This window comes from Pediococcus acidilactici DSM 20284, assembly GCF_000146325.1.
Taxonomy (GTDB): Bacteria; Bacillota; Bacilli; order Lactobacillales; family Lactobacillaceae; genus Pediococcus; species Pediococcus acidilactici.
This window is the reverse complement of record NZ_GL397067.1, coordinates 1263472-1284781: the sequence shown is the minus strand read 5'-3', so window position 1 is coordinate 1284781 and position 21310 is coordinate 1263472. Positions and strand designations below refer to the sequence as shown.

20 protein-coding genes are annotated in these 21310 nt (G+C 39.7%); all 20 read left to right on the top strand.

Translation table 11 applies throughout. The annotated features are described in order from the left end of the window. Positions 1 to 277 precede the first annotated feature (277 nt). Positions 278 to 2125: a cell wall metabolism sensor histidine kinase WalK gene (gene walK, locus HMPREF0623_RS06275; RefSeq protein ID WP_002829395.1), complete on the top strand. Its 1848-nt coding sequence runs from the start codon at positions 278 to 280 to the stop codon at positions 2123 to 2125. Further along, positions 2125 to 3420, top strand: a complete 1296-nt coding sequence (locus HMPREF0623_RS06270; RefSeq protein ID WP_002832615.1) for a YycH family regulatory protein — start codon at positions 2125 to 2127, stop codon at positions 3418 to 3420. The genes walK and HMPREF0623_RS06270 overlap by 1 nt, the downstream gene beginning before the upstream one ends. Before the next feature lie 11 nt (positions 3421 to 3431). Further along, a complete protein-coding gene (locus HMPREF0623_RS06265; RefSeq protein WP_004166373.1) occupies positions 3432 to 4346 on the top strand; it encodes a two-component system regulatory protein YycI in 915 nt (304 codons plus the stop codon). Positions 4347 to 4388: 42 nt separating this feature from the next. Beyond that, positions 4389 to 5192 carry an MBL fold metallo-hydrolase gene (locus tag HMPREF0623_RS06260; protein WP_002829398.1) on the top strand — a complete coding sequence of 268 codons (804 nt, stop codon included), beginning with the start codon at positions 4389 to 4391 and terminating at the stop codon, positions 5190 to 5192. A gap of 117 nt (positions 5193 to 5309) precedes the next feature. Then, positions 5310 to 6533, top strand: coding sequence for a S1C family serine protease (locus HMPREF0623_RS06255; protein WP_002829400.1), 1224 nt, complete (start codon positions 5310 to 5312; stop codon positions 6531 to 6533). Positions 6534 to 7229: 696 nt separating this feature from the next. Continuing rightward, positions 7230 to 8339 (top strand): non-hydrolyzing UDP-N-acetylglucosamine 2-epimerase, encoded by a 1110-nt coding sequence (gene wecB / locus HMPREF0623_RS06250; protein ID WP_036671346.1) that lies wholly within the window; start codon positions 7230 to 7232, stop codon positions 8337 to 8339. A 103-nt stretch (positions 8340 to 8442) separates the two neighbouring features. Further along, a complete protein-coding gene (locus tag HMPREF0623_RS06245; protein WP_002832611.1) occupies positions 8443 to 9054 on the top strand; it encodes a recombinase family protein in 612 nt (203 codons plus the stop codon). Positions 9055 to 9311: 257 nt separating this feature from the next. Beyond that, positions 9312 to 10226 (top strand): hypothetical protein, encoded by a 915-nt coding sequence (locus HMPREF0623_RS06240; protein ID WP_126130524.1) that lies wholly within the window; start codon positions 9312 to 9314, stop codon positions 10224 to 10226. 15 nt (positions 10227 to 10241) lie between these two features. Continuing rightward, a complete protein-coding gene (locus tag HMPREF0623_RS06235; protein ID WP_002832609.1) occupies positions 10242 to 10877 on the top strand; it encodes a sugar transferase in 636 nt (211 codons plus the stop codon). Between the two features lie 2 nt (positions 10878 to 10879). Then, positions 10880 to 11626, top strand: a complete 747-nt coding sequence (locus HMPREF0623_RS06230; protein ID WP_002832608.1) for a WecB/TagA/CpsF family glycosyltransferase — start codon at positions 10880 to 10882, stop codon at positions 11624 to 11626. Further along, positions 11608 to 12147: a hypothetical protein gene (locus HMPREF0623_RS06225; protein WP_004166370.1), complete on the top strand. Its 540-nt coding sequence runs from the start codon at positions 11608 to 11610 to the stop codon at positions 12145 to 12147. The genes HMPREF0623_RS06230 and HMPREF0623_RS06225 overlap by 19 nt, the downstream gene beginning before the upstream one ends. Then, positions 12144 to 12809, top strand: coding sequence for a YveK family protein (locus HMPREF0623_RS06220; RefSeq protein WP_002832606.1), 666 nt, complete (start codon positions 12144 to 12146; stop codon positions 12807 to 12809). Before HMPREF0623_RS06225 ends, HMPREF0623_RS06220 begins: the two co-directional genes overlap by 4 nt. Beyond that, positions 12809 to 14116 carry an O-antigen ligase family protein gene (locus HMPREF0623_RS06215; protein ID WP_004166369.1) on the top strand — a complete coding sequence of 436 codons (1308 nt, stop codon included), beginning with the start codon at positions 12809 to 12811 and terminating at the stop codon, positions 14114 to 14116. Before HMPREF0623_RS06220 ends, HMPREF0623_RS06215 begins: the two co-directional genes overlap by 1 nt. Next, a complete protein-coding gene (locus tag HMPREF0623_RS06210) occupies positions 14109 to 15056 on the top strand; it encodes an acyltransferase family protein (RefSeq protein WP_126130536.1) in 948 nt (315 codons plus the stop codon). The genes HMPREF0623_RS06215 and HMPREF0623_RS06210 overlap by 8 nt, the downstream gene beginning before the upstream one ends. 24 nt (positions 15057 to 15080) lie before the next feature. Then, positions 15081 to 16067, top strand: a complete 987-nt coding sequence (locus HMPREF0623_RS06205) for an acyltransferase family protein (RefSeq protein ID WP_004166367.1) — start codon at positions 15081 to 15083, stop codon at positions 16065 to 16067. A 29-nt stretch (positions 16068 to 16096) separates the two neighbouring features. Continuing rightward, a complete protein-coding gene (locus HMPREF0623_RS06200) occupies positions 16097 to 17161 on the top strand; it encodes a glycosyltransferase family 4 protein (RefSeq protein ID WP_004166366.1) in 1065 nt (354 codons plus the stop codon). A gap of 71 nt (positions 17162 to 17232) precedes the next feature. Next, positions 17233 to 17688 (top strand): acyltransferase, encoded by a 456-nt coding sequence (locus HMPREF0623_RS06195; RefSeq protein ID WP_226887976.1) that lies wholly within the window; start codon positions 17233 to 17235, stop codon positions 17686 to 17688. A 12-nt stretch (positions 17689 to 17700) separates the two neighbouring features. Continuing rightward, entirely contained in the window at positions 17701 to 18234 is a 534-nt protein-coding gene (locus HMPREF0623_RS06190) for a lipopolysaccharide biosynthesis protein (RefSeq protein WP_036671326.1), read from the top strand. 2 nt (positions 18235 to 18236) lie between these two features. Further along, positions 18237 to 19193: a lipopolysaccharide biosynthesis protein gene (locus tag HMPREF0623_RS06185; RefSeq protein ID WP_004166359.1), complete on the top strand. Its 957-nt coding sequence runs from the start codon at positions 18237 to 18239 to the stop codon at positions 19191 to 19193. Between the two features lie 303 nt (positions 19194 to 19496). Continuing rightward, positions 19497 to 20978, top strand: a complete 1482-nt coding sequence (locus tag HMPREF0623_RS06180) for an Ig-like domain-containing protein (RefSeq protein WP_004166358.1) — start codon at positions 19497 to 19499, stop codon at positions 20976 to 20978. Positions 20979 to 21310 lie beyond the last annotated feature (332 nt).

The window sequence follows — 21310 nt, the reverse complement described above, 5'->3', positions numbered from 1 at the left end:
AGAAAAATATCGGTCGCTGCACCATCGCAATGTAAGTGGAAGTAGCGCCCATTTAACTATGGAACGAGTTATGATGCCTGACCTGACTCAGCGAACGACTCAAACGCCAACTAAACGGTTGCTAACGCACATCACGATTAATAACATTTGACCAGTAAAACTTAGTTACCGGAGTTCGGTAAGAATCCCCATGGCTAAGCAGGCTGGCCTCTTTTAGGCACGCAATTGCCGATTTGTTTCCTTAACTAATCAATTAGTTAGAACTCGGGGAGTTTAAATGAATAAGCGAACAAATTTTTTTAGATCAATCAATTTTAAAATAGCTCTAGTGTTTGCAATGTTGCTGGTGGTAACGTTGGAAGTCGTTGGAGTTATTTTTGTGCGTCAATTAGAGACGCAAAACTTAAGCCAGTTCAAGTCGCAAGTCCAACTCCAACCGTACGTGGAAAATGAAATTAGTGCGCAGCTTGAGCGCAGCAACACGAAAAAGGCGAATGACCAAATCGCGGACATTATTGGCAATATTAATAACCAGAATATTACGGAAATTCGGGTAATTGATGCTAAGGGAGTTATTCGCGGGACTAGTAATAATGCCGATCGAAGCATGGTCGGACAAAAAACTACCGACCGGAACGTCAAGGACGTTATTTATAACACCCGCAGTTACCAACAAATTTCTTATAATAAAACGAATAACACGCGTTACTTTATTTCGGTTGTTCCCCTCATTAACACGTCGGGAGCCACCAATAATTTGACGGGTGTTGTTTACATTCGGGCCAACTTAGAGTCGGTTTACCAAAACGTGAATAACATTACGCTTATTTTCGTGGTGGCGGCTCTAATTGCGATTACGATTGGCCTTTTCCTTGCGGTTTTAATTGCGCGGGCGATTACGCGACCAATTGAAGAGATGCGGCAACGGACCATGCAAATTGCCCGGGGAGATTACTCCGGACAAGTTCAGATTTACGGTGACGATGAACTTGGCCAACTTGCCGCGGCCGTTAACGACTTGTCGGTTCGGGTTGAAGAATCGCAAGAATTAACTGAATCAGAACGACGGCGGTTAGACTCGGTCTTGGGTTATATGACCGACGGGGTGCTGGCGACGGATCGACGGGGCCGAATAACGATCGTCAACGAAATGGCAACGGACTTTTTGAATTTGGAAAACGACCAAATTGTGGGCAAGTCAATTTTAGACATTTTAGACTTACGTGGTTCGGTAACGCTGCGTGATTTACTGGAAAATCAAGATCCCGAAGTGTTAGATTTGTCTAACGATGAACAGGATTTGATTTTGCACGCCTCCTTTGCCCTGATTCAACGGGAATCCGGGTTTATTAGCGGGTTAGTTTGCGTGCTTCATGACGTTACTGAACAACAAAAAATTGACCAAGACCGGAAACGTTTCGTATCTAACGTTTCACATGAGTTACGGACTCCGCTGACCAGCATGAAGAGCTACATTGAAGCACTTGTCGATGGGGCTTGGAAGGATCCGAACGTCGCGCCAAACTTCTTGAAAGTTACCCAAGAAGAAACCGACCGGATGATGCGGATGATTAACGACCTGCTAAATCTGTCCCGAATGGACTTGGGGACGGCGCGGTTAGATAAAGAATACGTTAATTTAAACGAGTTGTTTAACCATATTCTGGATCGTTTTGATATGATTTTGAAGAATGGGGAAAAATCGGAGAAAAATTACACCATCAAACGGGATTTCACCCGGCGCGATATCTGGGTTGAAGTGGATACGGATAAAATTCAACAAGTGCTGGATAACATTATGAATAACGCCATCAAGTATTCTCCGGATGGCGGGGTAATCACTTGTCGGCTGGTTGAGACCCATAACCACGTAATCATGAGCATTACTGACCAAGGACTTGGAATTCCAAAAGAAGCGATTAGTCACGTCTTTGACCGTTTTTATCGGGTTGATAAAGCACGGTCTAGAGCGCAAGGCGGTACTGGACTAGGTCTAGCAATTTCCAAGGAAGTGGTCCAAATGCACGGTGGCCGGATTTGGGTAGAAAGTCGTGAAGGTGAAGGTTCGACCTTCTACATTTCGCTACCGTACGAACCGTTTGAGGAAGGGGATGCTTGGGAATAATGAAGGATACGAAGACCCGGCGCATTATTCGCCACGCGCTTTTAGCAATTTTAGCGATTATGAGCATTAGCCTTTCGTGGTTAATTTGGACGAATCCGGCTCGTTACGGTGGCTCACACCATATTGCAAACGAAAAAGTTCAGTCCAACCAAGTTAAACGGGACATGAGCGACGTAATTTTGCCTACTCAAATTATTTACACCAATCGTGACAAACAACAATTAATTAATAATTCTAAGAAAAATTTACCAAAAATGACCGTGGCCGAGATTAGTAAATGGCGTTTGGAAAGTTCCACGCGAGTATCACGTGGCAATAAGGAACGGTTTATGGATTACGCCACCATGGATCGTAGCGTAATGCTGAAATATCCTAGCAACATTACCACGCAAATTTTCAATGGAGTTTACGATCAGAAGTTAAATTCCAATTATGAAATTAGCCAAGTGGTGATTAATCTAGATAAACGAAACGAGTTTTTCTTGCTTAATGATAAAACTTACGACGTTTATCAAATTAAAGTCAGCAGGCAGAACTTAAAGAATTTACGACAACTAGTGCAGGGAAATGACCAGGTTTATGCAGTTAAAGAAACGGTCATGAATCATCGGCTGATCAACGATTACTATAAGGCCCCTGCGGTACCATACAACAGCTTTTTGATTAACGAGGAAAGCAGCAGCGTATTTACGGCCAACTTATTGACCAACACGGATGCTGACTCAATTGATACCAAAAAGACCAAGGACGGAGTGGTGTACGTGACTAACGACAACACAAAACGCCTCCTTGTCCGTAATAATGGTCAGGTAACCTTTAATAATGCGGGCGGAAATGGTGGCGGAAATAGCCTGAATGATAATATCGAGAAGAGTTTCTTGCAGATGAAACAACTGGGAGTGCAAGCTGATACCAACGTGCGTTACTTTGATTTCCAATTGGCTAAACGGCAGGCGGAATTCCGCGATTACGTCGCCGGGTTCCCGATTTTCAATGAAGATGGTTTAGGCACGATTAAGGTTGCCCGACAATCCAACGAACTGACAACGTCCTTTTCAATTTACAACTTACAGGTGCCAGTTCCTTCTAAGGGAGGTACCAAACAGCTGCCTACGACTGAAGAAGTACTAAATCAGCTTAGTTACCAAGGAATTAACCCTAAAGATATCAAAGACATTGAAATTGGGTATCAATGGGCAGGTAAAGTAGCAGCCAACACGACGATAGAACTGGAACCAACGTGGTACGTTAATTATCGTGGTGAATGGACGGCCTACCAAAATTTGGCTAGCTAAGGAGGAACGAAATGGATTTTAAGAGAATTGAAGTAATCTTCATCGTGGTTTTTGCCATCTTAAACGCCTATTTATTCGGTTCCTACTGGCAATACCAAATGGAATCGGGCACGGTTACGTCGTCAAATACTAGTGCGAGCACGTCCATTTTAAAAGAGATGCGTAACGACCAGATCACGTATATGCCACTTTCTAACAAGAAAAAGGAAGGGTATTACGCCCAAAGCAAAGTGGACACTTCCCTCAAGGGCGACATTAAGCACCTTACTGGGCAAAATGCGCGCGTGGTTGATAATAAGTTGTATAGCACGATCACCGATCCATTTACCATCGATCCCCAAGATCCCCAGAAGGCTTTAGACCGCTTTTTAAAGGATCGGGAAAACGTAATTGCTGGCACGCAGTATCAGTATAATGCGAACTTAAGCAGCGATACGCAAGTGGTTTACACGCAGATGATTGACCAGCGCCCGGTATATTCTAAGGACGGCCAGCTTATTTTTTACGTAAATACCAGTAATCAAGTTACCGGCTACGTGCAAGGTCATTTGGTAGCTAAAAAACAGCTTCGTGAAGAAAGCGAATTGATTAGCCAATCGCGGGCGGTCACCCTGCTTTACCAATACAACGAAATTCCAAATAGTTCCAAAATTGAGTGGGCTAATTTGGGATACACGAGGTTGCTAAGCACTGATGAAGGTGCAGTTTACGTGCCTACTTGGGTAATTGGGATCAAAAACAAAAATAGTGCTAATATTGAAGTTAAACGAATTAATGCCTTTTCGGGAGTGTTGATCAAAAAAGACGGACAAACCCCAGTAAAGAAGGCTAAAACCACGGATAAAGCAGCAGCTGCGGATGCGAGCGGCATGAGTACTGGATCTGCAGAGGACGGTACTGCATCAACAAATAGTACGAACGCATAAATTATTGTTAATGGATTAAATTTTAAGTAGGAAGGTCACAAGATGAGCGAAGAGGGTTTGAAAGTTAGCGTGCTTTCCAGTGGAAGCACCGGAAACGTTACCTACATTGAAACACCCGAACATAAGGTGCTGGTAGATGCAGGCTTGAGCGGCAAGAAAATTGCCGGGTTAATGGAAAGTGTCGGTCGGGATATTCATGAGGTGGACTCCTTATTTGTCACTCACGAACATTCTGATCACATTCAAAGTGTCGGGGTGTTAGCTCGAAAGTACGGGATCAACGTTTACGCAAACCGGGGAACTTGGGATGCCATTAAAAATAAGGTCGGTAAAATTCCTACCGAACAAAAGTACATTTTTGATCCCAATACGACTAAGTCTTTGGATGACTTGGATATTGAAAGTTTTGCGGTGTCACATGACGCTGCCGAACCGCAATTTTACGAATTTCATCACGCGGGAAAATCGTTCGTGATATTAACGGATACGGGATACGTGTCGGACCGGGTTGCGGGCACAATTCGCAATGCCGACGGCTACTTGTTTGAAGTAAATCACGATACGGAAATGTTGCGGATGGGCGGGTACCCGTGGCCCCTTAAGCAACGAATCATGGGCGATCACGGTCATTTATCCAACGAAGACGGTGCCAACGCGCTCATGGATGTAATTGGCAACCGTACTAAGAAAATTTACTTAGGTCACTTGAGTTTGCATAACAACATGAAGGAGTTGGCCCATTTAACGGTGAGTTCCATGATGCAAAACCATGATTTAGCAGTTGGCCACGATTTTGAAATTCTAGATACGGACCATGAAAAAGCGGACCCGCTGGCTTTAATCTAATTTTTAACCTTTTAGGAAATTTATCGAGTAAATTCATACAAATAACATAAATTACAGGCTATAATAGGCCGTAACGGGAATATTGTATGAGGAGGGAGCGGGAATCCGCGACGTGTTATGAAAAATAATAAAATTATTATCACGGCTGCCATTGCAGGTTTGCTTGGCGGTGGAGTTGCGTATGGTGGGGCGAGCTTTGTACAAAATCGAATGGAAGCCACCACTACGGCGGTTCCAACTGGTTCAAATAAATCAGGGGAAACCCAGACAAGCAACGTGAAGGTTAACGTTAGCAGTCAATCTTCAAAAGCATTTTCTACGGTAAAGGATTCCGTAGTTTCCGTAATTAATTTGCAAAAAGAAAATACGGGCGACACCGACAATATTTTAAACTCAATTTTTGGGGGCAGTGAGTCCTCGTCAAGCAAGTCTTCTTCTGATAAGCTTCAAACGGCTTCGGAAGGGTCTGGGGTAATTTATAAGAAGAGTGGCGACACCGCGTACATCGTTACGAATAACCACGTGGTCAGCGGTTCAAATTCGCTTGAAGTTATCATGAGCAATGGAAAGAAGCTACCCGCTAAAATTGTGGGAACTGATAGCGTAACCGACCTAGCAGTCCTCAAGATTAACTCTGCTCCGGTAACCACCGTGGCAAGTTTTGGTGATTCTGACAACATTAAAGTCGGAGAGACTGCGTTGGCAATTGGTTCACCACTAGGTTCGGAATACGCAACTTCCTTGACGCAAGGAATCATTTCAGCGAAGAAGCGGACCATTGAAACGTCAAATAGCAATGGCCAAGGTACTGGCGAAGCAACGGTTATTCAAACTGACGCTGCAATTAACGCTGGTAACTCTGGTGGTCCGTTAATTAACTTGGCGGGTCAAGTCATTGGAATTAATTCGATGAAGCTTTCTTCAAGCGGTAGCTCAACTTCGGTAGAGGGGATGGGCTTCGCCATTCCATCTAACGAAGTGGTTTCTGTAATCGACGAATTAGTGAAGAACGGTAAAATTAATCGTCCGGCGCTAGGAGTAACGTTGGTAGATTTAACGGCAATCTCTTCAGATCAACAAAAATCAATTTTAAAATTGCCTAGCAGCGTAACGGGCGGATCGGTAATCATGTCGGTAGATTCAGGTCCGGCAAAGACTGCGGGCTTGAAGAAGTACGATGTGGTGACGAAGGTTGATGGAAAATCAATCAAGGATACGGCCGAACTTCGCGAAGCGCTATACAAGCATAAGGTTGGCGATACCGTTAAGATCGGTTACTACCATAGCGGAAAATACAAGACTACGGACGTTAAATTAACTAAAACAGCAAGTACTAATTAGATAAAATTGATGAACGGAGAATGCTTTTTTGAGTATTCTCCTTTTTTATTGTTTTTTGAACTATTAGAAATTAATCTCTTTAAGAAAGTATCTATAACAAATGTTTTGGCTGGAAAATAATAGCGCACATTTACTACTTAAATAATTATTCAAGTTAACTTAGTTAATTTGTATTCTAGGATCTTTATAGAGTGTTAAAGCAGAGTGAAAAATTATCTTGTTTTAATACAACAGCTGAATTATTAGGAATACGGAGAGAGTAATTAAAAAGAGGCAGAAATTTATTTTTATTATTTTATGAGAGTTCACATTAATTAATAACAATTAATTGCATTAGTTTTATTTTATAGCAAAGGGAAATTAAAACTAAAAAAATTTCTAAATTTCAAAAAATAATAAAGTTTAACGTTCACGAGCAGGTTTTTGGTGTAAATTAAGTGAGTAAAACACTTACCAATGAATTTGTTTAATATCATTCATTTTTTGTACTAAAAATCGCGTTATAGTTATGTTTGTAAAAAGCTATAAGTCATGCTACTATGCTAAAAGCAATCTCGGCTGTACTTTTTTGCCTCTTAATACTGTGATGAAACCGCTAACTAATTTAGATTGGTGGCTTTTTTATATAGCATTTCGAGGTATTCGAACGGGATTCGCGATGGATAATAAAGTTTGGTAAACAAGGAGGAAAAATTTATGAAGAAAATCAAAGTGATGAGCATTTTCGGGACTCGTCCAGAAGCGATTAAAATGGCTCCCGTAGTTAAAGCGATGACACACGATGAGCGGTTCGCTCCGATTACGGTAGTTACCGGACAACACCGAGAAATGCTGGATCAAGTCTTGCAGATTTTTAAAATTAAGCCAGATTATGATTTGAACATTATGCAAAAGGACCAAACTCTAAGTAGCATCACTAGCAAGGTTCTTTTGGGGATGGATAAAATTTTGCAGGAGGACCGCCCTGATTTGATTTTGGTACACGGGGACACCACCACTACATTTTCTGCGGGACTAAGTGCTTTTTATCACCAAATTCCGGTAGGCCATGTAGAAGCGGGATTGAGAACTTGGAATAAGTACTCGCCATTCCCTGAAGAATTAAACCGCCAGATGACGGACGTGCTGACGGACCTTTACTTCGCGCCAACCACAACTAGTCGGGATAATTTACTCCGAGAAAATCACCCCGAAAATCAAATTTTTGTCACCGGAAATACCGCAATTGATGCCCTTAAGGACACCGTTAGCGAAGATTACCATAACGAAATTTTAGAAGAAATTAGTGAGAATCGCCGAATTATTTTGGTAACCATGCATCGTCGTGAAAACCAAGGGGTGCCTATGCAACGAGTTTTCAAAGCCATCCGGCAGGTAGTGGATGAAACCCCCGACGTAGAGGTTATTTTCCCAGTCCACCTGAACCCTAAGGTACAACAAATGGCGGAAGCCGAATTGGGCAATGATCCCCGGATTAAGTTGGTCGCGCCGTTAGATGTCCTTGATTTTCATAATATTGCGGCCCGCAGTTATTTAATCATGACGGACTCGGGTGGTGTTCAAGAAGAGGCTCCTTCACTAGGTAAACCGGTTCTAGTACTACGGGACACGACGGAGCGGCCAGAAGGGGTTGCGGCCGGAACATTGAAATTAGTGGGAACTGATCCACAAGCAGTTAAGAAGCAAATGAGTGACCTCTTAAATGATCCGGCAAAATACGCAGAAATGGCCCAAGCCCAAAATCCGTACGGCGATGGTCACGCAGCAACTCGGATTTTAGATGCAATTACCAAAACAATTAAATAGATTTTCTAGGTTATTAATATTTCTGTGAGTACGCTTTTAAGGTATGTAAATATCACATTCTTAAAAAGCTAGATGTTACTAAGTGTTGGGGGAAAAGATATCCATGAAGAAGGAAATAAATATTGGATATGCAAGGGTTTCGACTGTCGAACGCCAGGTTTTAGGTCTTGAACTTCAAATTAGGGCATTAAAAGAGGCGGGATGTGATAAGGTATTTTACGAGGAAGTCAGTGGAAGCAAGGATGACCGCGACCAAATGCTAAAAGCAATTGAAAGTTCTAAAAGATACGTGGCAAAAAAATTTAAAGTCCGTTTTTATATTTATAAATTAGACCGATTGGGACGGCATTCAAGTAAAGCCATCCAAATCATTGAAAATTTAAATAGCAACGGTATTGAAGTAGTTAGCATTAAGGAGCAGTTTGACACTTCCACTCCAGTTGGAGTGCTACAATACCAGATACTGGCGTCTTTTGCCGAGTTTGAGCTGAACAGTATTAGGCAACGGACCAAAGAAGGCTTAGCGCAGGCAAGGTTGAATGGGAAGAGATTGGGTCGTCCACCCCTTAGCGAGGAAGTTAAGGAAAAAATATTGAAGCTATACAAAGAGACTGATTTAACCGTGATTAAAATAGCGGAATTGTGTAGTGTGGGCACCACGTCTGTATACAATACTCTGCGGGAATCGGATGTAAAAAGGCGGAGAAGTCGTTAGATCTCGTGTTTACTTTTTATCGTATCTGTAATAACATAATGGTATCAAATTAACGCCGTAAATTTTTTGAGGTGTTTTATACATAAAATGAACGTTTTACGTAGTTCTTAAAAAACGGCAAAAGACCGCCATCAGAACCATTTTTTAGAGAAATTTCTCTAAAAAATGGTTCTTTTTTTTATGTTTTTGATTATCCGTAAAACGTTCGTTTTGTGTTGTACATAGCGGCGTTTATAAAAAGGATAGCAGGTGGAATTTTGAATAAAGTCACGTTTAAAGAGGAACAAGTCACGATTTACGGTGAATATGGTGAGGGCAGTTCAATTGGCTTTGCCTTTCAGAGATTCGGAATAAACCAGATTTTTTCATTAGCAGAGGTTTATATCGTACCTAAAAGTTTGGTTGAAATTCAAGAAAGTGATTTGACGGCCGAAAACCAAATTATCTCACCAATCACGGATTGGATTTCCCCATATTGGATAGTTGCCAAAAACGATATCGACATCCCTAACAATGGAAATAAATTAACGGGTGGTAACCATGGGACTAACAATGGGGAGGGCGATCCAACCGCTGAATTTGTAAGATTAGATGTCTTTATTGGTAATACACCGATTAAAAATGACCTCAGCAACATGGTCGTTGATAAACCCATTACATTAGTGACAACTAATCTAGTGGAAGCTAGCAATACCCACATAAGTTATCCACGAAAAATTGTGGAAGAGAAGGTCACGTACGTCGTTAAGGGATCTGAAATAAAGGTGAAGGTCGAATTTCAAGTTAAAGAACCCGCATACATTATTGAATATAGTGGGCTACAGACTAACGGACAATACTACGATCAGTTTTCGATTCCTAATTCTGAAATCGAGGGATGGCAACCAATTGGTACGCAAACTTACCGGAGTGGTGCTCATGAACAATATGGCCTAAGTAGCCAAATTATGCTGAATAAGGAAGAATCTTCAGATTGGCTGGTGGTTAGCTTGGATGGCTATAAAAAAATGTCTCTAGCTGATGGGGTAGAGATGATTCAAGTCGTGGAAGCTCCCGTGAACAAAACGTACTTCCGCTTGCTATATGACACTAGTTTAATGGTCGAGGCTGGCGATGTTTTCTGGCTTAAAGGTTCATATAGTTTTACTAATTCAAGCCCGTATAACGTGTAAGGACGGTGAACCTTTATGAACATGAAAATGGAAGTTGCAGATTTGAGCTTGTATAGCGTGGTAAAGCGTCTCTCGGATGTTATCGGCGCTGGTTTAGGGATGGCTATCTTATCGCCAGTATTTCTAATCATTGCCATCGCTATTAAATTAGAGGATCCCCGCGGTCCAATAATTTTCACTCAAGTGCGAGTAGGGAAGAATGGCAAGTATTTCAAAATATACAAGTTCCGTTCCATGCGAGTTAATGCTGAGGAAGAGCTAGCAAAGTTGAAAAGCCAAAATGACGTTAAAGGTGCCATGTTTAAGTTAAAAAACGACCCCCGCGTTACCCGAGTGGGTCATTTCATTAGAAAACGCAGCTTGGATGAACTCCCCCAACTGTACAACGTTTTAATTGGGGACATGAGCCTGATTGGTCCGCGGCCCCCGTTAGTAAACGAAGTTGCGGCATATTCAAAACGAGATCTTCAGCGACTTCGCGTTCGTCCGGGATGCTCGGGTTTATGGCAAATTAGCGGGCGAAACGAGTTGGATTTTGACGAAATGGTGGACTTAGACCTGGAGTACATCCAAAAAAGAAGCATACTTTTTGATTTGGAAATCATCTGGAAAACGGTGGTTCAGATGATTTTTCCTAAGGGGGCGTACTAAGAATGAAGCGTGTAAATTTATTTGGGATTAGCGTTGACCCACTAACCACTAAACAAACGGTGGAATTGGTGCGGGAAAAAATAGTTAATAAGGTCCCTACCCACCTTTTAGGAATGAATGCGGATAAAGTTAACGGCTTAGGAAAAGATAAGCAATATGATGAGATCGTTAAAAATGCCGATATTATTAACGCCGATGGAGTTTCTTTGATTATGGCGGCCAAGTTTTTGAATAAATCAATCCCCGAACGGGTTGCGGGCATCGACCTCATGCAAGATCTACTGGAAATGGCAGAAAAATATGGTTTTTCCGTATACTTTCTGGGTGCTAAACATGCAGTGGTAAGCACTTTAGTAGACAGGATGAAGGGAAAATATCCTCAGTTACAAATAGTGGGGTATCGGGACGGATATTTTGGTAAGGATGAATGGCAAAATATTTCAAACGAGCTGAAAGAAGCTCATCCGGATTTGGTATTTATCGGGATTAGTTCTCCAACTAAGGAGTACTTAATTGATTACTTCATGAAACAAGGCAATAACGCTATTTTCATGGGAGTCGGTGGAAGCTTTGATGTTTTGTCTGGCTATATTAAAAGGGCTCCAAAATGGGTTAGAAAAACAAATATGGAATGGATGTATCGCTTTTTACAAGAACCCAAACGCTTATTTAAGCGATACTTTTTTGGGAATGTAAAATTCTTAATTTCGATGTTTAGGGAGAAATTTAAGTGGCAAAAACAAGTTTAAGAACCATTGCTAATGATCTAGTTGACGACGTAATTGCAAATACAAATATAGTTTACGAAGAAAACCAAAACGTTATTAGCATGGTACCAGTAGGTCAAGTTGAAAGATATGACCAGTTTGTTGGTTTGGTTGCGGAATGCTTCCGAAAAGAATTTGAAAAAATACTAATTATTGATTGGAATTTTGGAAAAACGTCGCGCGAGGATAATTTGGATGCTCCAGGATACCAGTGGGAGTCGATTGACTATGTTAAGGCGACTGAGGTAGCCGACAACCCGAAGGAGTTTACCAAAATACTGATCAGCAGTGAGAAAAATTCCATCACACAATATACCGACTTTGACGTCGTTCTAGTTAAATATCGGGATAACATCTTTGAGCAGGCACCATATTTATTAAAAAAACAAAAACGGGCCGTAGTGGCAATCCACACTAAGGGAATGGCTAAAAAAATCATACGAAATATTGATGAAGAGAGTAAAAAGAATGAGCTAGAGTTTTTAGCTCCAGTACTTTTTTGATTGATGGGAAGGAGTTCGGAGGTATCAAAACTACAAGAAAAACACTTAAAGTTGTCTTAGCCAAATTTTTAATCCCAGTGGTTATCTTAACTGCGCTAACTTGTTTGGTAGGATTGAAGTTTTATAGCAAGTTAGTTCCTGAAAATTATATGGCCGAAAGCCAAGTTCTGGTAACTCCTAAAAGGGGAAATTCAGAAACTTTCACCATGAAATATGCAAATACTTATAGCCAGTTAATGTCTTCAAACAGTTTCTTAGAAAAAGTTAAGAGTAAATATCACGGCAAGGAGAAAATTACTACCGATAAATTAAAAAATCATTTGTCAGTTAGTATTGGAAAGGATTCTCAAGTAATTGTTATTCAAGCTTCTGCATCTAATCCAGAAGACAGTATTAAATTAGTTAATGCGTTAGCTAAAGAGTCGGTAAAATACATTCCTAAGATCTTAGACACAAATAAATTGACCTTAGTTTCAGTCGCCAACAAAACAAATCGGGTAGTCAAAATCAATAAAAAAGTGTATCTAATCTCCTTATTTACAATCTTTTTTGTGCTTTATTACCTGCTAGTTATTTTTTACGTAATTTTTGGCAAAAAAATCTATTTCAAGGAACAGATTTCCGATATTTTAGAGGCCAAAACAATTTATAAGGTGAAATAATGGTCGATTCAAAAAGCACAATTTCTTTGAATAAGGTCATCTTATTTCTCCTAGTTATCATGCCAATCGTGGAAAGTTTGAATGGTCTTCTGTTGGGGCATCACATTTCCGATATATATCGTGCTGGGTTGGGTTTATTAATTTTGGTGTACATTTTTTGCACGGGTAAGTACCTGCACAAGCAAAGCTTTGAATTACTATTCCTATTGCTACTATACATTGGGTTGACCATGTTTCAATTTATTTTTTTTCATGGAGATATTACGGCTTTTAAAAGTGATTTAAAGACAACGACTAGAATAATTATCACCCCTTTATACTACGCGTATTTTTACGTAGCACTTGTCCGAAAGGATATTAGAAAAGCTGAATTAGTCAAACTGTTGACAACATATGCAATCTTATATGCGGTGCTAATTATTACACCAACTTTGTTTCATACAGGGTATATAACATATGATTACCAAGGGACAGGATTCGTAATGGTAGGGCACGGCACTGGGGTCGGGAGCAAAGGCTTCTTCGTTGAAATTAATTCGCTAGTGGGAATTTTGGTTATATTTACTTTTTACACTGGACAACGTGCTTTGGCCTTTTTTAAAAAAGGTAACTTAAAAAATGGGGTGCAGTTCGTACTAATATTACTAAGCTTGGTCATGGCAGAGATTATAACCACGACGAAAACGGGAATCGTGGTAGGGGTGATTTACCTAATTTATTTTTTGCCTCGTTCATTTTTCGTTTTACGGAAAGTAATTACTAAAAAACAGCGTCGAATACTAGCCGAACTGTTGTCGGTGCTAATTGTGGTACTTTCACCATTTATTTATCAAGGATTCGCTAAAGAAGTTACATTATTTATTCAGCGGAATCAGTACTTTTTTGATTTGTTTGACGGAAATCTGCTGAAATTCATTACGAGCAGCCGATCAGTTTTTCTTGAAAAAACATTTAAATCAATCAATAGGGCAGATAACTCCCTCTTTTTACATCTTTTTGGGGGCGGCTACTACATTAGATTAGATAAGCCTTTCTTTGGAGCCGGACGCCGGGTCACCGAGATGGACTGGTTTGATTTGTATTTTTCTTACGGTTTAGTTGGGATAGTAGCCTACATCACCTACTTCAAGGAAAGTTTATTTAATATACTTAATAGTAAGAAAAATCCCGTAAAAATAATGCTAGTTGTATTCATAGTGTATAGCTTAATTGCTGGACACGTAATCTTTAACGCAATGACCACCACGATTTTGGCAGTTGCGTTAGCATACTTTACTGATAATAAATTTGGAGAAAATGATGATTAAAAAGAGAATTGATTGGATTGATTATCTAAAAGCTTTTAGTGTAATTAGCGTGGTGGCGTTCCACGTTATGGACGGAATGCATTACGAAGCGCATTATAGTGGCTTTATTTACGTTTTAATCACAACCCTTACTAAAGGAGTCGCTCTTTCAGCGTTCTTCTTGGCAAGCGGACTATTTGCTAATTCCTGGCTTAAAAAAGAAAAAAAGTTTCTATTAAAGGTGAAAGCTTTGCTGGTACCGTACTTTATTTGGTCAATTGTGTATGGTTTATTGAACATCTTGGGAAGTTCCTATGTTAATCATCGGGCTGATTTTTCGTTCATATACACAATTTTAGTTTCTCCTAAATGGCATTTTTGGTTTTTGTATTATCTGTTTTGGTACTTTGTTTTCTTTGCAGCTATTCAAAAATTAAGACAACGAACGCAAATGCTGGTTATCGGGAGTGGTTTTATTTTGGGATTGGTTTTTCCCAACTTTTGGATTCTAAACAACTTTTTTCCATACTTCATTGCTTTTTACGTGGGAACCTATTTTAAAGAAATAAAAGACCAAATTCAAAGGGACAGTTTGCTAAGGCTCGCCCTCATGGCGCTTCCGTTATATGCCGTTTATAGCTACTGTTTGGAAATGAACTACGAGTTGGCGACGTCATTATTAATTCCATTAGCAGGAATCACCAGCGCATTTTTCTTCATTAAATTATTTATGCAGGTTCCACATATGGGGTGGCTACAATATTTGGGACAAAGAACAATGCCGATATACCTGTTGCACGTCTTTTTTACGGCGCCTACGCGAATAGTATTGTTGAAACTCAATATTCAAAACGTTGGTATTAACGTGCTAGTAGGAATATTGGCGGGGCTGGTAATGCCGCTCCTGGTCTACATGGTTGCTCAGAAGTTAAAAATTAACAAGATATTATTTGGTAGTTAACTATTTATCAGATGGAGAAGCAGGATGCAAAGAGACTTACGAATAGATTTTTTGAGGGCATTAGCAATTTTGCTCATTATATTGGCGCATATTGATCCGTCAAACTTGGTTTTCCAAGCTAGAGCGTTTGACGTACCCCTAATGACGATTCTTATGGGGTCAAGTTATTTTATATCATCTAGCAGACACTCGGACGAACGCTACGGAACCTATTTGTTAAAACGTTTTAGGCGGTTAATTATCCCAACTTGGGGTTTTTTAATTCTATATTTCATTAGTATCTGGTTGTTTACTTTGGTTACGAAAGACGGTTTTCCTTACTCGTTTTCAAAAATGATGGCGTCTTTCTTGATGTCAACAAACCACGGGATTGGGTATACTTGGATTTTCTTGATTTTCTTTGAAGTAGCAATCTTTTTACCATTTTTAAAAAAGATGTTTGAAAAAAAGCAAAGTAAAAAATTTATGGTAGGTGGAGTAGTGTTAATTACGCTACTAAGTTGGTTATATGACCAGTATAGTTCCACTTTCTTTAGCACTTTCGTAAGCGTAGTTTTGGGGATTGTGGCGTACGGATTATTGGCGTATTTAGGCATGGTCGCCTTAAAACAGTCTAAAAAGCAAAATTTGGTGCTAACTGGTGTGTTTCTTCTTGTTTATATAATGCTGGGTTACTTGCGTAGCGATTTTGGAGTGGAGACCTTCAAGTTTCCGCCTGAACTGCAATACGTAGCCTATGGAGCAGGGATTTCGTTGTTGCTTTTCACGGTTACTACCATAGTGAATAAATATTTTGAAAAAGTTAATCCGAAATGGCTAATCTGGCTGTCCAAAAATTCATTAACTATTTACTACGTTCACATTTTTGCAATTCGGGTAGTCAACCGGGTACCGTACTTAAACCGATGGTGGGAAACTCGTTACTTATTTTTGGTCGGCAGTAGTTTAGTGCTGACTTACATCTGGATTAAGTTTAAAAACGCTAGTGCTTTAAACAGATTATTCAAATAGTTACTTGAATTATTAAAGGAGAACCTAAATTGATATTAGTAGTTTCAAATATGTATCCTTCAAGGGAATTCCCTAATTATGGGGTTTTCGTAAAAAATTTCGTGCAAGAATTATCGCAAACACAAGAAGTGAAAGTGGTCGCTTTAAAGAAAAAACAAAGTAAGTTTTTAAAGGGATTAGGCTACCTGATTTTTTATCTGCGGGTTTTCTTCAATTACGTTTCGGGAAAGTATAGTTTAGTTTACGTACACTACGCTGGATACAACGTGCCACCGATTCTTTTAGGAAAGTTCTTCAATCGGAAGGTTCCTTTGATCGTTAACGTTCATGGCAGCGACGTCACTCCTGAAAAAAGGTTGGAAGAAAAGACTAATTTTTTGACCAAAAAAATAGTTAAGAAGGCAGATCTAACGGTAGTGCCCTCTGCCTACTTCAAAGAAGTAGTTGAAAATAAGTACGGGAAGATTCCTATTTTTGTTTCGCCGTCTTCTGGGGTAAACCGTAACCTCTTTAAGAAACAGGAAGTTGAAAAAAGTACCGACCATTTCTACATTGGCTACGTTAGCCGTATTGACGCAGAAAAGGGTTGGGATATCTTTTTGAAGGCTTTTAAAAAGGTAAAAGCAGAGATTCCCAACGCTAAATTAGTTATGGTGGGTGGCGGCGCGCAAGATGCCGATGCCGTGCAATTAATTAAAGATCTGGGAATTAAACAAGATGTCGAAAAAATTCAAATGCTCAGCCAAGCGGAACTAGTAAAAATTTACAATAAGCTAAACGTATTCGTTTTTCCTAGCACAAGGGCTGGAGAAAGTTTAGGGTTGGTTGGATTAGAGGCCATGGCTTGTGGAACTCCGGTAATTGGAAGCGATTTTGGTGGGATTAAGACGTATACTAGAGATGGTTATAACGGCTTGCTCTTCAAACCGGGCAGTCAATCTGACTTAGAAAATAAGATTAAGAAATTTTATGCTTTAGATGCCGCGCAGCAAAAGGCTATGGGAGAAAACGCCATGGCAACGGCCCAAAAGTATGATAGTAATTTGGTAAATAAAAAATTAATTGCAGAAATTAAGAAATTTGACGGGAACTAAAAATGAGAGCAGTCTATACAGTTTTATTTTTAATAGTAAATAAATTGTTCGTGCCTTATCGTCTAAAGAGGTTGGAAAGAAAATTTCGGAAGCTAAAAAATGCCGTTGCAAGGCATTTGTTCGCGTTTGTAGGGGATAATGCTAATATCCGGCCCCACGTTCGGCTTTCGTACTTAAGCAATATTTCCTTGGGTAAGGAATCTAGCATTGGTGATCGTAGTATGATTGTTGCGGCCGATTCAGTAATTATCGGAGATAACGTAATGATGGGACCTGAAGTTGCAATCTGGACCCAAAACCATAAGATTACGGATCGGGATACGTTACTGTTAAATGGCAAAGCCGTCAAAAAACGGGTAATTATTGAAGACGACGTTTGGATTGGTGGAAGGGTGATTATTTTGCCTGGAGCAGTTATCCAAAAAGGCAGCGTAGTTGCAGCAGGATCGGTAGTGGTGGGAAAAACCTACCCTCCGTACAGTGTGATTGGCGGTAATCCGGCAAAAGTTATTAAAGAAAGAACGTAGGTGGGGGTAACCATGTCACAAAGAAAAATTGGTGTATTTCTGTCCTACGTCAACATTGTGGTTAAGAATTTATCGACGGTGCTATATACTCCCTTTCTAATACGAAGCTTAGGACAAACTAATTATGGTTTGTACCAAATGACCACTTCGATAATGACAATGTTATTTACGTTGCACTTGGGGTTTTCAGCAGCATACATAAAGTTTTATTCCAAAGAAGACGAAGACGGAATTAAACGTTTGAATGGCATTTACATGGTGATCTTTTTCTCACTGGGAATTTTATCCATCATTCTCGGGATGATCCTCCAAAAAAACGTAGCATTAATTTTTGGGCGGACCTTTAATGGTGCTGAATTACTAACGATGAAACACCTGATGACATTGTTGATTATTAATGTTAGCTTAACCTTTCCTTCGGTAGTTTTTGATTGTTATATTTCTGCGAAGGAAGAATTTACCTTTTTAAAATCGCGAGAAATTTTATTGAATTTAGCGGTACCGCTAGTTACGGTACCATTTCTTTTTTTACTAGTAATACGGTAATTGTGGTAGCCATTCAGGTGGTGATTACCACGATATTTTTGTTGTGGAACATCTACTTTGCGTACGTTAAATTAGGGATGCGTTTCTGGTTTAACAAACTAAAATTATCCCTTTTTAAGGCAATTTTTGTCTTCTCAGGATTTATTTTCATTAATGAAGCTGTCGACATGGTCAACTGGAACCTGCCTAACGTAGTACTCGGAATTTTTTCGGGTCCCCGCGACGTTTCAATTTATGGGGTGGCTAACCAGATTAAAAATGTTTTTATCAGCATTTCTACCGCAATTTCAACAATTTACATTCCCCACATTTACCAAATTAATAAGGAGAAGGAAAGCACTAAAAAACTCAATGATTTGGTGGTTAAGCTGGGGAATTATCAGTATCTAGCCGTTTGCTATATTTTTGGTGGCTTCATTGTTTTTGGGACGTACTTCATCCAATTATGGGTAGGAAAAGGATATGAACAAGCTTACATAGTGGGTATTTTATTAATCATTCCATTGTTGACGCCGTTAATTCAAAACGTAGGAATGGAAATTATCAGAATGAAGGACTTATATAAACGAGTATCCTACGTTTACCTAACGTTAGCATTAATTAACGTGCTCATCAGCGTGATCTTTACCCAACTATTTGGCCTAGTGGGAGCGGTGTTAGGTACTTTTATTACCATGATTTTAGGAAACGGACTCTACATTAATATTTACTATACGAGGGTGGTAGCATTGGATATGCCACGCTTTTGGCGGAGGATTATGAGAGTTTCGGTAGTTCCAGGGGGTAGCATCCTGTTGCTAGAAGCAGTGATGTATTTTCATCCCATTAATAACGTACTTACATTTTTGATCTATGGCGTATTATACACTTTGACATATCTAATTTTATTTATTTGGGTTGATTTAACCGAACAACAAAGACAGAGGATGTTTACTTTAATTACTAATAAATTTAAATAAATGAGGACCTAGTTAATGAATAATTGGGCCCTTTTTTAGACATCGGCTTTAAAACGGGATTTTATAGTAATAATTTAAAAAAATATAAATTGCATATTAATTATCAAACTGTTCATTTTGAAGTCATATTATAAACATAATTAGTTAAGTGTGATGCGCTATTAGCTGTACGCGGGTGCTTGTGCGCATGTTTGTTCATCACAAGGGTTATTAATTGACACTTTTAGTAGAAATCGCTATCATAAAAACCAAGTTAATGAGTTAGTTAGCTTTAATTAATAAAAAGTAAGGGAGTTGTATACTATGAAAAAAGGTCTGATTACCGCTGGGTTAGTTACTAGCTTGGTGTGTACAAGTATTTTGGTAGAACAAACCGCCTTCGCGGCAAGTAAGGATAATGGACAAGCAACCGTCACTAAACAGGTTAATAAGTCAGCACATAACGATCAAAAAGCTCCACGTGATATTGGAATTGTTACTAAGGGAGAATTAAATATCTCTGGTACAGGTGCTAACGGGTTGAAGCTACAAGGTAATAATACGGTTACCACGGGTACTCTTGATTTACATTACATTGGAAAATCTCTTGGGATCGGGATTGACGAACAAACCGAAATTGTATTCTCTGTACCTAAAGAATTACAAGAAGTGGTTAACTCCCCTAACTTCAATAATTATGTAACCGGAATTTTTAAATTTAATAACGGTTCGGAACATACTTACGATCCCCACGACATTCGGGTTGAAGATAATGGTGCGACCATTAGAGTGATCAACCCAACTGAAAGTTGGTTCATCGGAGCAAACTTTGACGTTAAGTTAAATATCGATTTAGGTCAATTAGTAACGGATACGGGCATTAGAATCCCTGATGCTGAAAATAATTCAAGCTATTATTTCAACGCTGGCTTAATTAAAAAGGGCGACGTGATTGATTGGGACTTAATTGGTAATTACAATGCAGGTTATACTTTACCGACCCACCAATTAGATCCTGGTTGGACACTAATTAATGAAAAACCAACCGTTGAAGACGTTTATGATAGTGACGAAGTAGTCACTGGTAAAGGAGTGCCGGGAGCCAAAGTCCAGGTCAAAGTTGGAGACGAAGTAATTGGAACTGGCACAGTAGACGAAAATGGCATTTACGAAGTAAAAATTCCTAAACAATCTAAGGGAGTAACCCTGACGATCTCACAAAATACCGGGGTAGGCTGGAGTGATCCAATCACGACGGTAGTTAAACATAAAGAAGAAAGCATTCCAAAACCAACGGTGAACGAACCCGTAACTAGCAGCGACACGCAAGTTAAGGGGACTGGTTACGAAGCTGGTAATACCATTATCGTTACGGATTCCAACGGTAAGGAATTAGGCAGGGGTCTGGTACAATCAGACAAGTCGTTTAGCGTAGACATTCCAGCACAAGACGCGTACACAATCTTGCACGTGGTGGAAACAAATGGAACCGAAACTAGCCCGGCTACGGAAGTTACCGTGCACGAAGGAGAATCCAAAGATGGTAAGATCACCGGTTTGGATAAATACTCAATTAGTAACAATGACGGTTACATTCACGGCACCTACACTGGGTCAGCAGCAGCCCAAGTTAACGTAGTGGTTGACGGGGTTAAAGGGAGCACCGTACCTTTAGTACCTGGCAATGGTCAATTCAAGTACTACATCGCTAACTTGGTATCAACCCCAGGTCAAAATGTCACGGTCAACTTGTTAGACGCTTCCGGAAATGTATTAGACTCAAAGAATCTAGAAGTTGTCGCTTAGAAAATTTTTATCAAGGGCGTTCTTGGAGAAATCCGAGAACGTTTTTTAGTGGGGAAGTTAAGATTAGCTCCGCTAATTAATAAATACTAAAATAAGTCACGTCTGGAAAGAAATTATGAGTTGCTATACTAATTTAGCAAAAAGGGTTTCAAATAATTTTTATCGCCAGAAAAAGGTAGCGCTTTCATAGTGGTTGTGTTAACATAACCGTGTAAGAAAGTCAGCTAATTTTCACGTGAATTTGGACTACATAACTTTCTTGGTTGATCTAGGATACGGGTTTGATTTTTAAATTAATAGTAGTGGTTGCGCAAAAATGTTCACGCGAACAT

Excerpts from the sequence above, each read along its gene's own strand:
- walK (WP_002829395.1), top strand. The coding sequence starts at position 278 with ATGAATAAGCGAACAAATTTTTTTAGATCAATCAATTTTAAAATAGCT.
- HMPREF0623_RS06270 (WP_002832615.1), top strand. The coding sequence starts at position 2,125 with ATGAAGGATACGAAGACCCGGCGCATTATTCGCCACGCGCTTTTAGCA.
- HMPREF0623_RS06265 (WP_004166373.1), top strand. The coding sequence starts at position 3,432 with ATGGATTTTAAGAGAATTGAAGTAATCTTCATCGTGGTTTTTGCCATC.
- HMPREF0623_RS06260 (WP_002829398.1), top strand. The coding sequence starts at position 4,389 with ATGAGCGAAGAGGGTTTGAAAGTTAGCGTGCTTTCCAGTGGAAGCACC.
- HMPREF0623_RS06255 (WP_002829400.1), top strand. The coding sequence starts at position 5,310 with ATGAAAAATAATAAAATTATTATCACGGCTGCCATTGCAGGTTTGCTT.
- wecB (WP_036671346.1), top strand. The coding sequence starts at position 7,230 with ATGAAGAAAATCAAAGTGATGAGCATTTTCGGGACTCGTCCAGAAGCG.
- HMPREF0623_RS06245 (WP_002832611.1), top strand. The coding sequence starts at position 8,443 with ATGAAGAAGGAAATAAATATTGGATATGCAAGGGTTTCGACTGTCGAA.
- HMPREF0623_RS06235 (WP_002832609.1), top strand. The coding sequence starts at position 10,242 with ATGAACATGAAAATGGAAGTTGCAGATTTGAGCTTGTATAGCGTGGTA.
- HMPREF0623_RS06230 (WP_002832608.1), top strand. The coding sequence starts at position 10,880 with ATGAAGCGTGTAAATTTATTTGGGATTAGCGTTGACCCACTAACCACT.
- HMPREF0623_RS06215 (WP_004166369.1), top strand. The coding sequence starts at position 12,809 with ATGGTCGATTCAAAAAGCACAATTTCTTTGAATAAGGTCATCTTATTT.
- HMPREF0623_RS06210 (WP_126130536.1), top strand. The coding sequence starts at position 14,109 with ATGATTAAAAAGAGAATTGATTGGATTGATTATCTAAAAGCTTTTAGT.
- HMPREF0623_RS06205 (WP_004166367.1), top strand. The coding sequence starts at position 15,081 with ATGCAAAGAGACTTACGAATAGATTTTTTGAGGGCATTAGCAATTTTG.
- HMPREF0623_RS06190 (WP_036671326.1), top strand. The coding sequence starts at position 17,701 with ATGTCACAAAGAAAAATTGGTGTATTTCTGTCCTACGTCAACATTGTG.
- HMPREF0623_RS06180 (WP_004166358.1), top strand. The coding sequence starts at position 19,497 with ATGAAAAAAGGTCTGATTACCGCTGGGTTAGTTACTAGCTTGGTGTGT.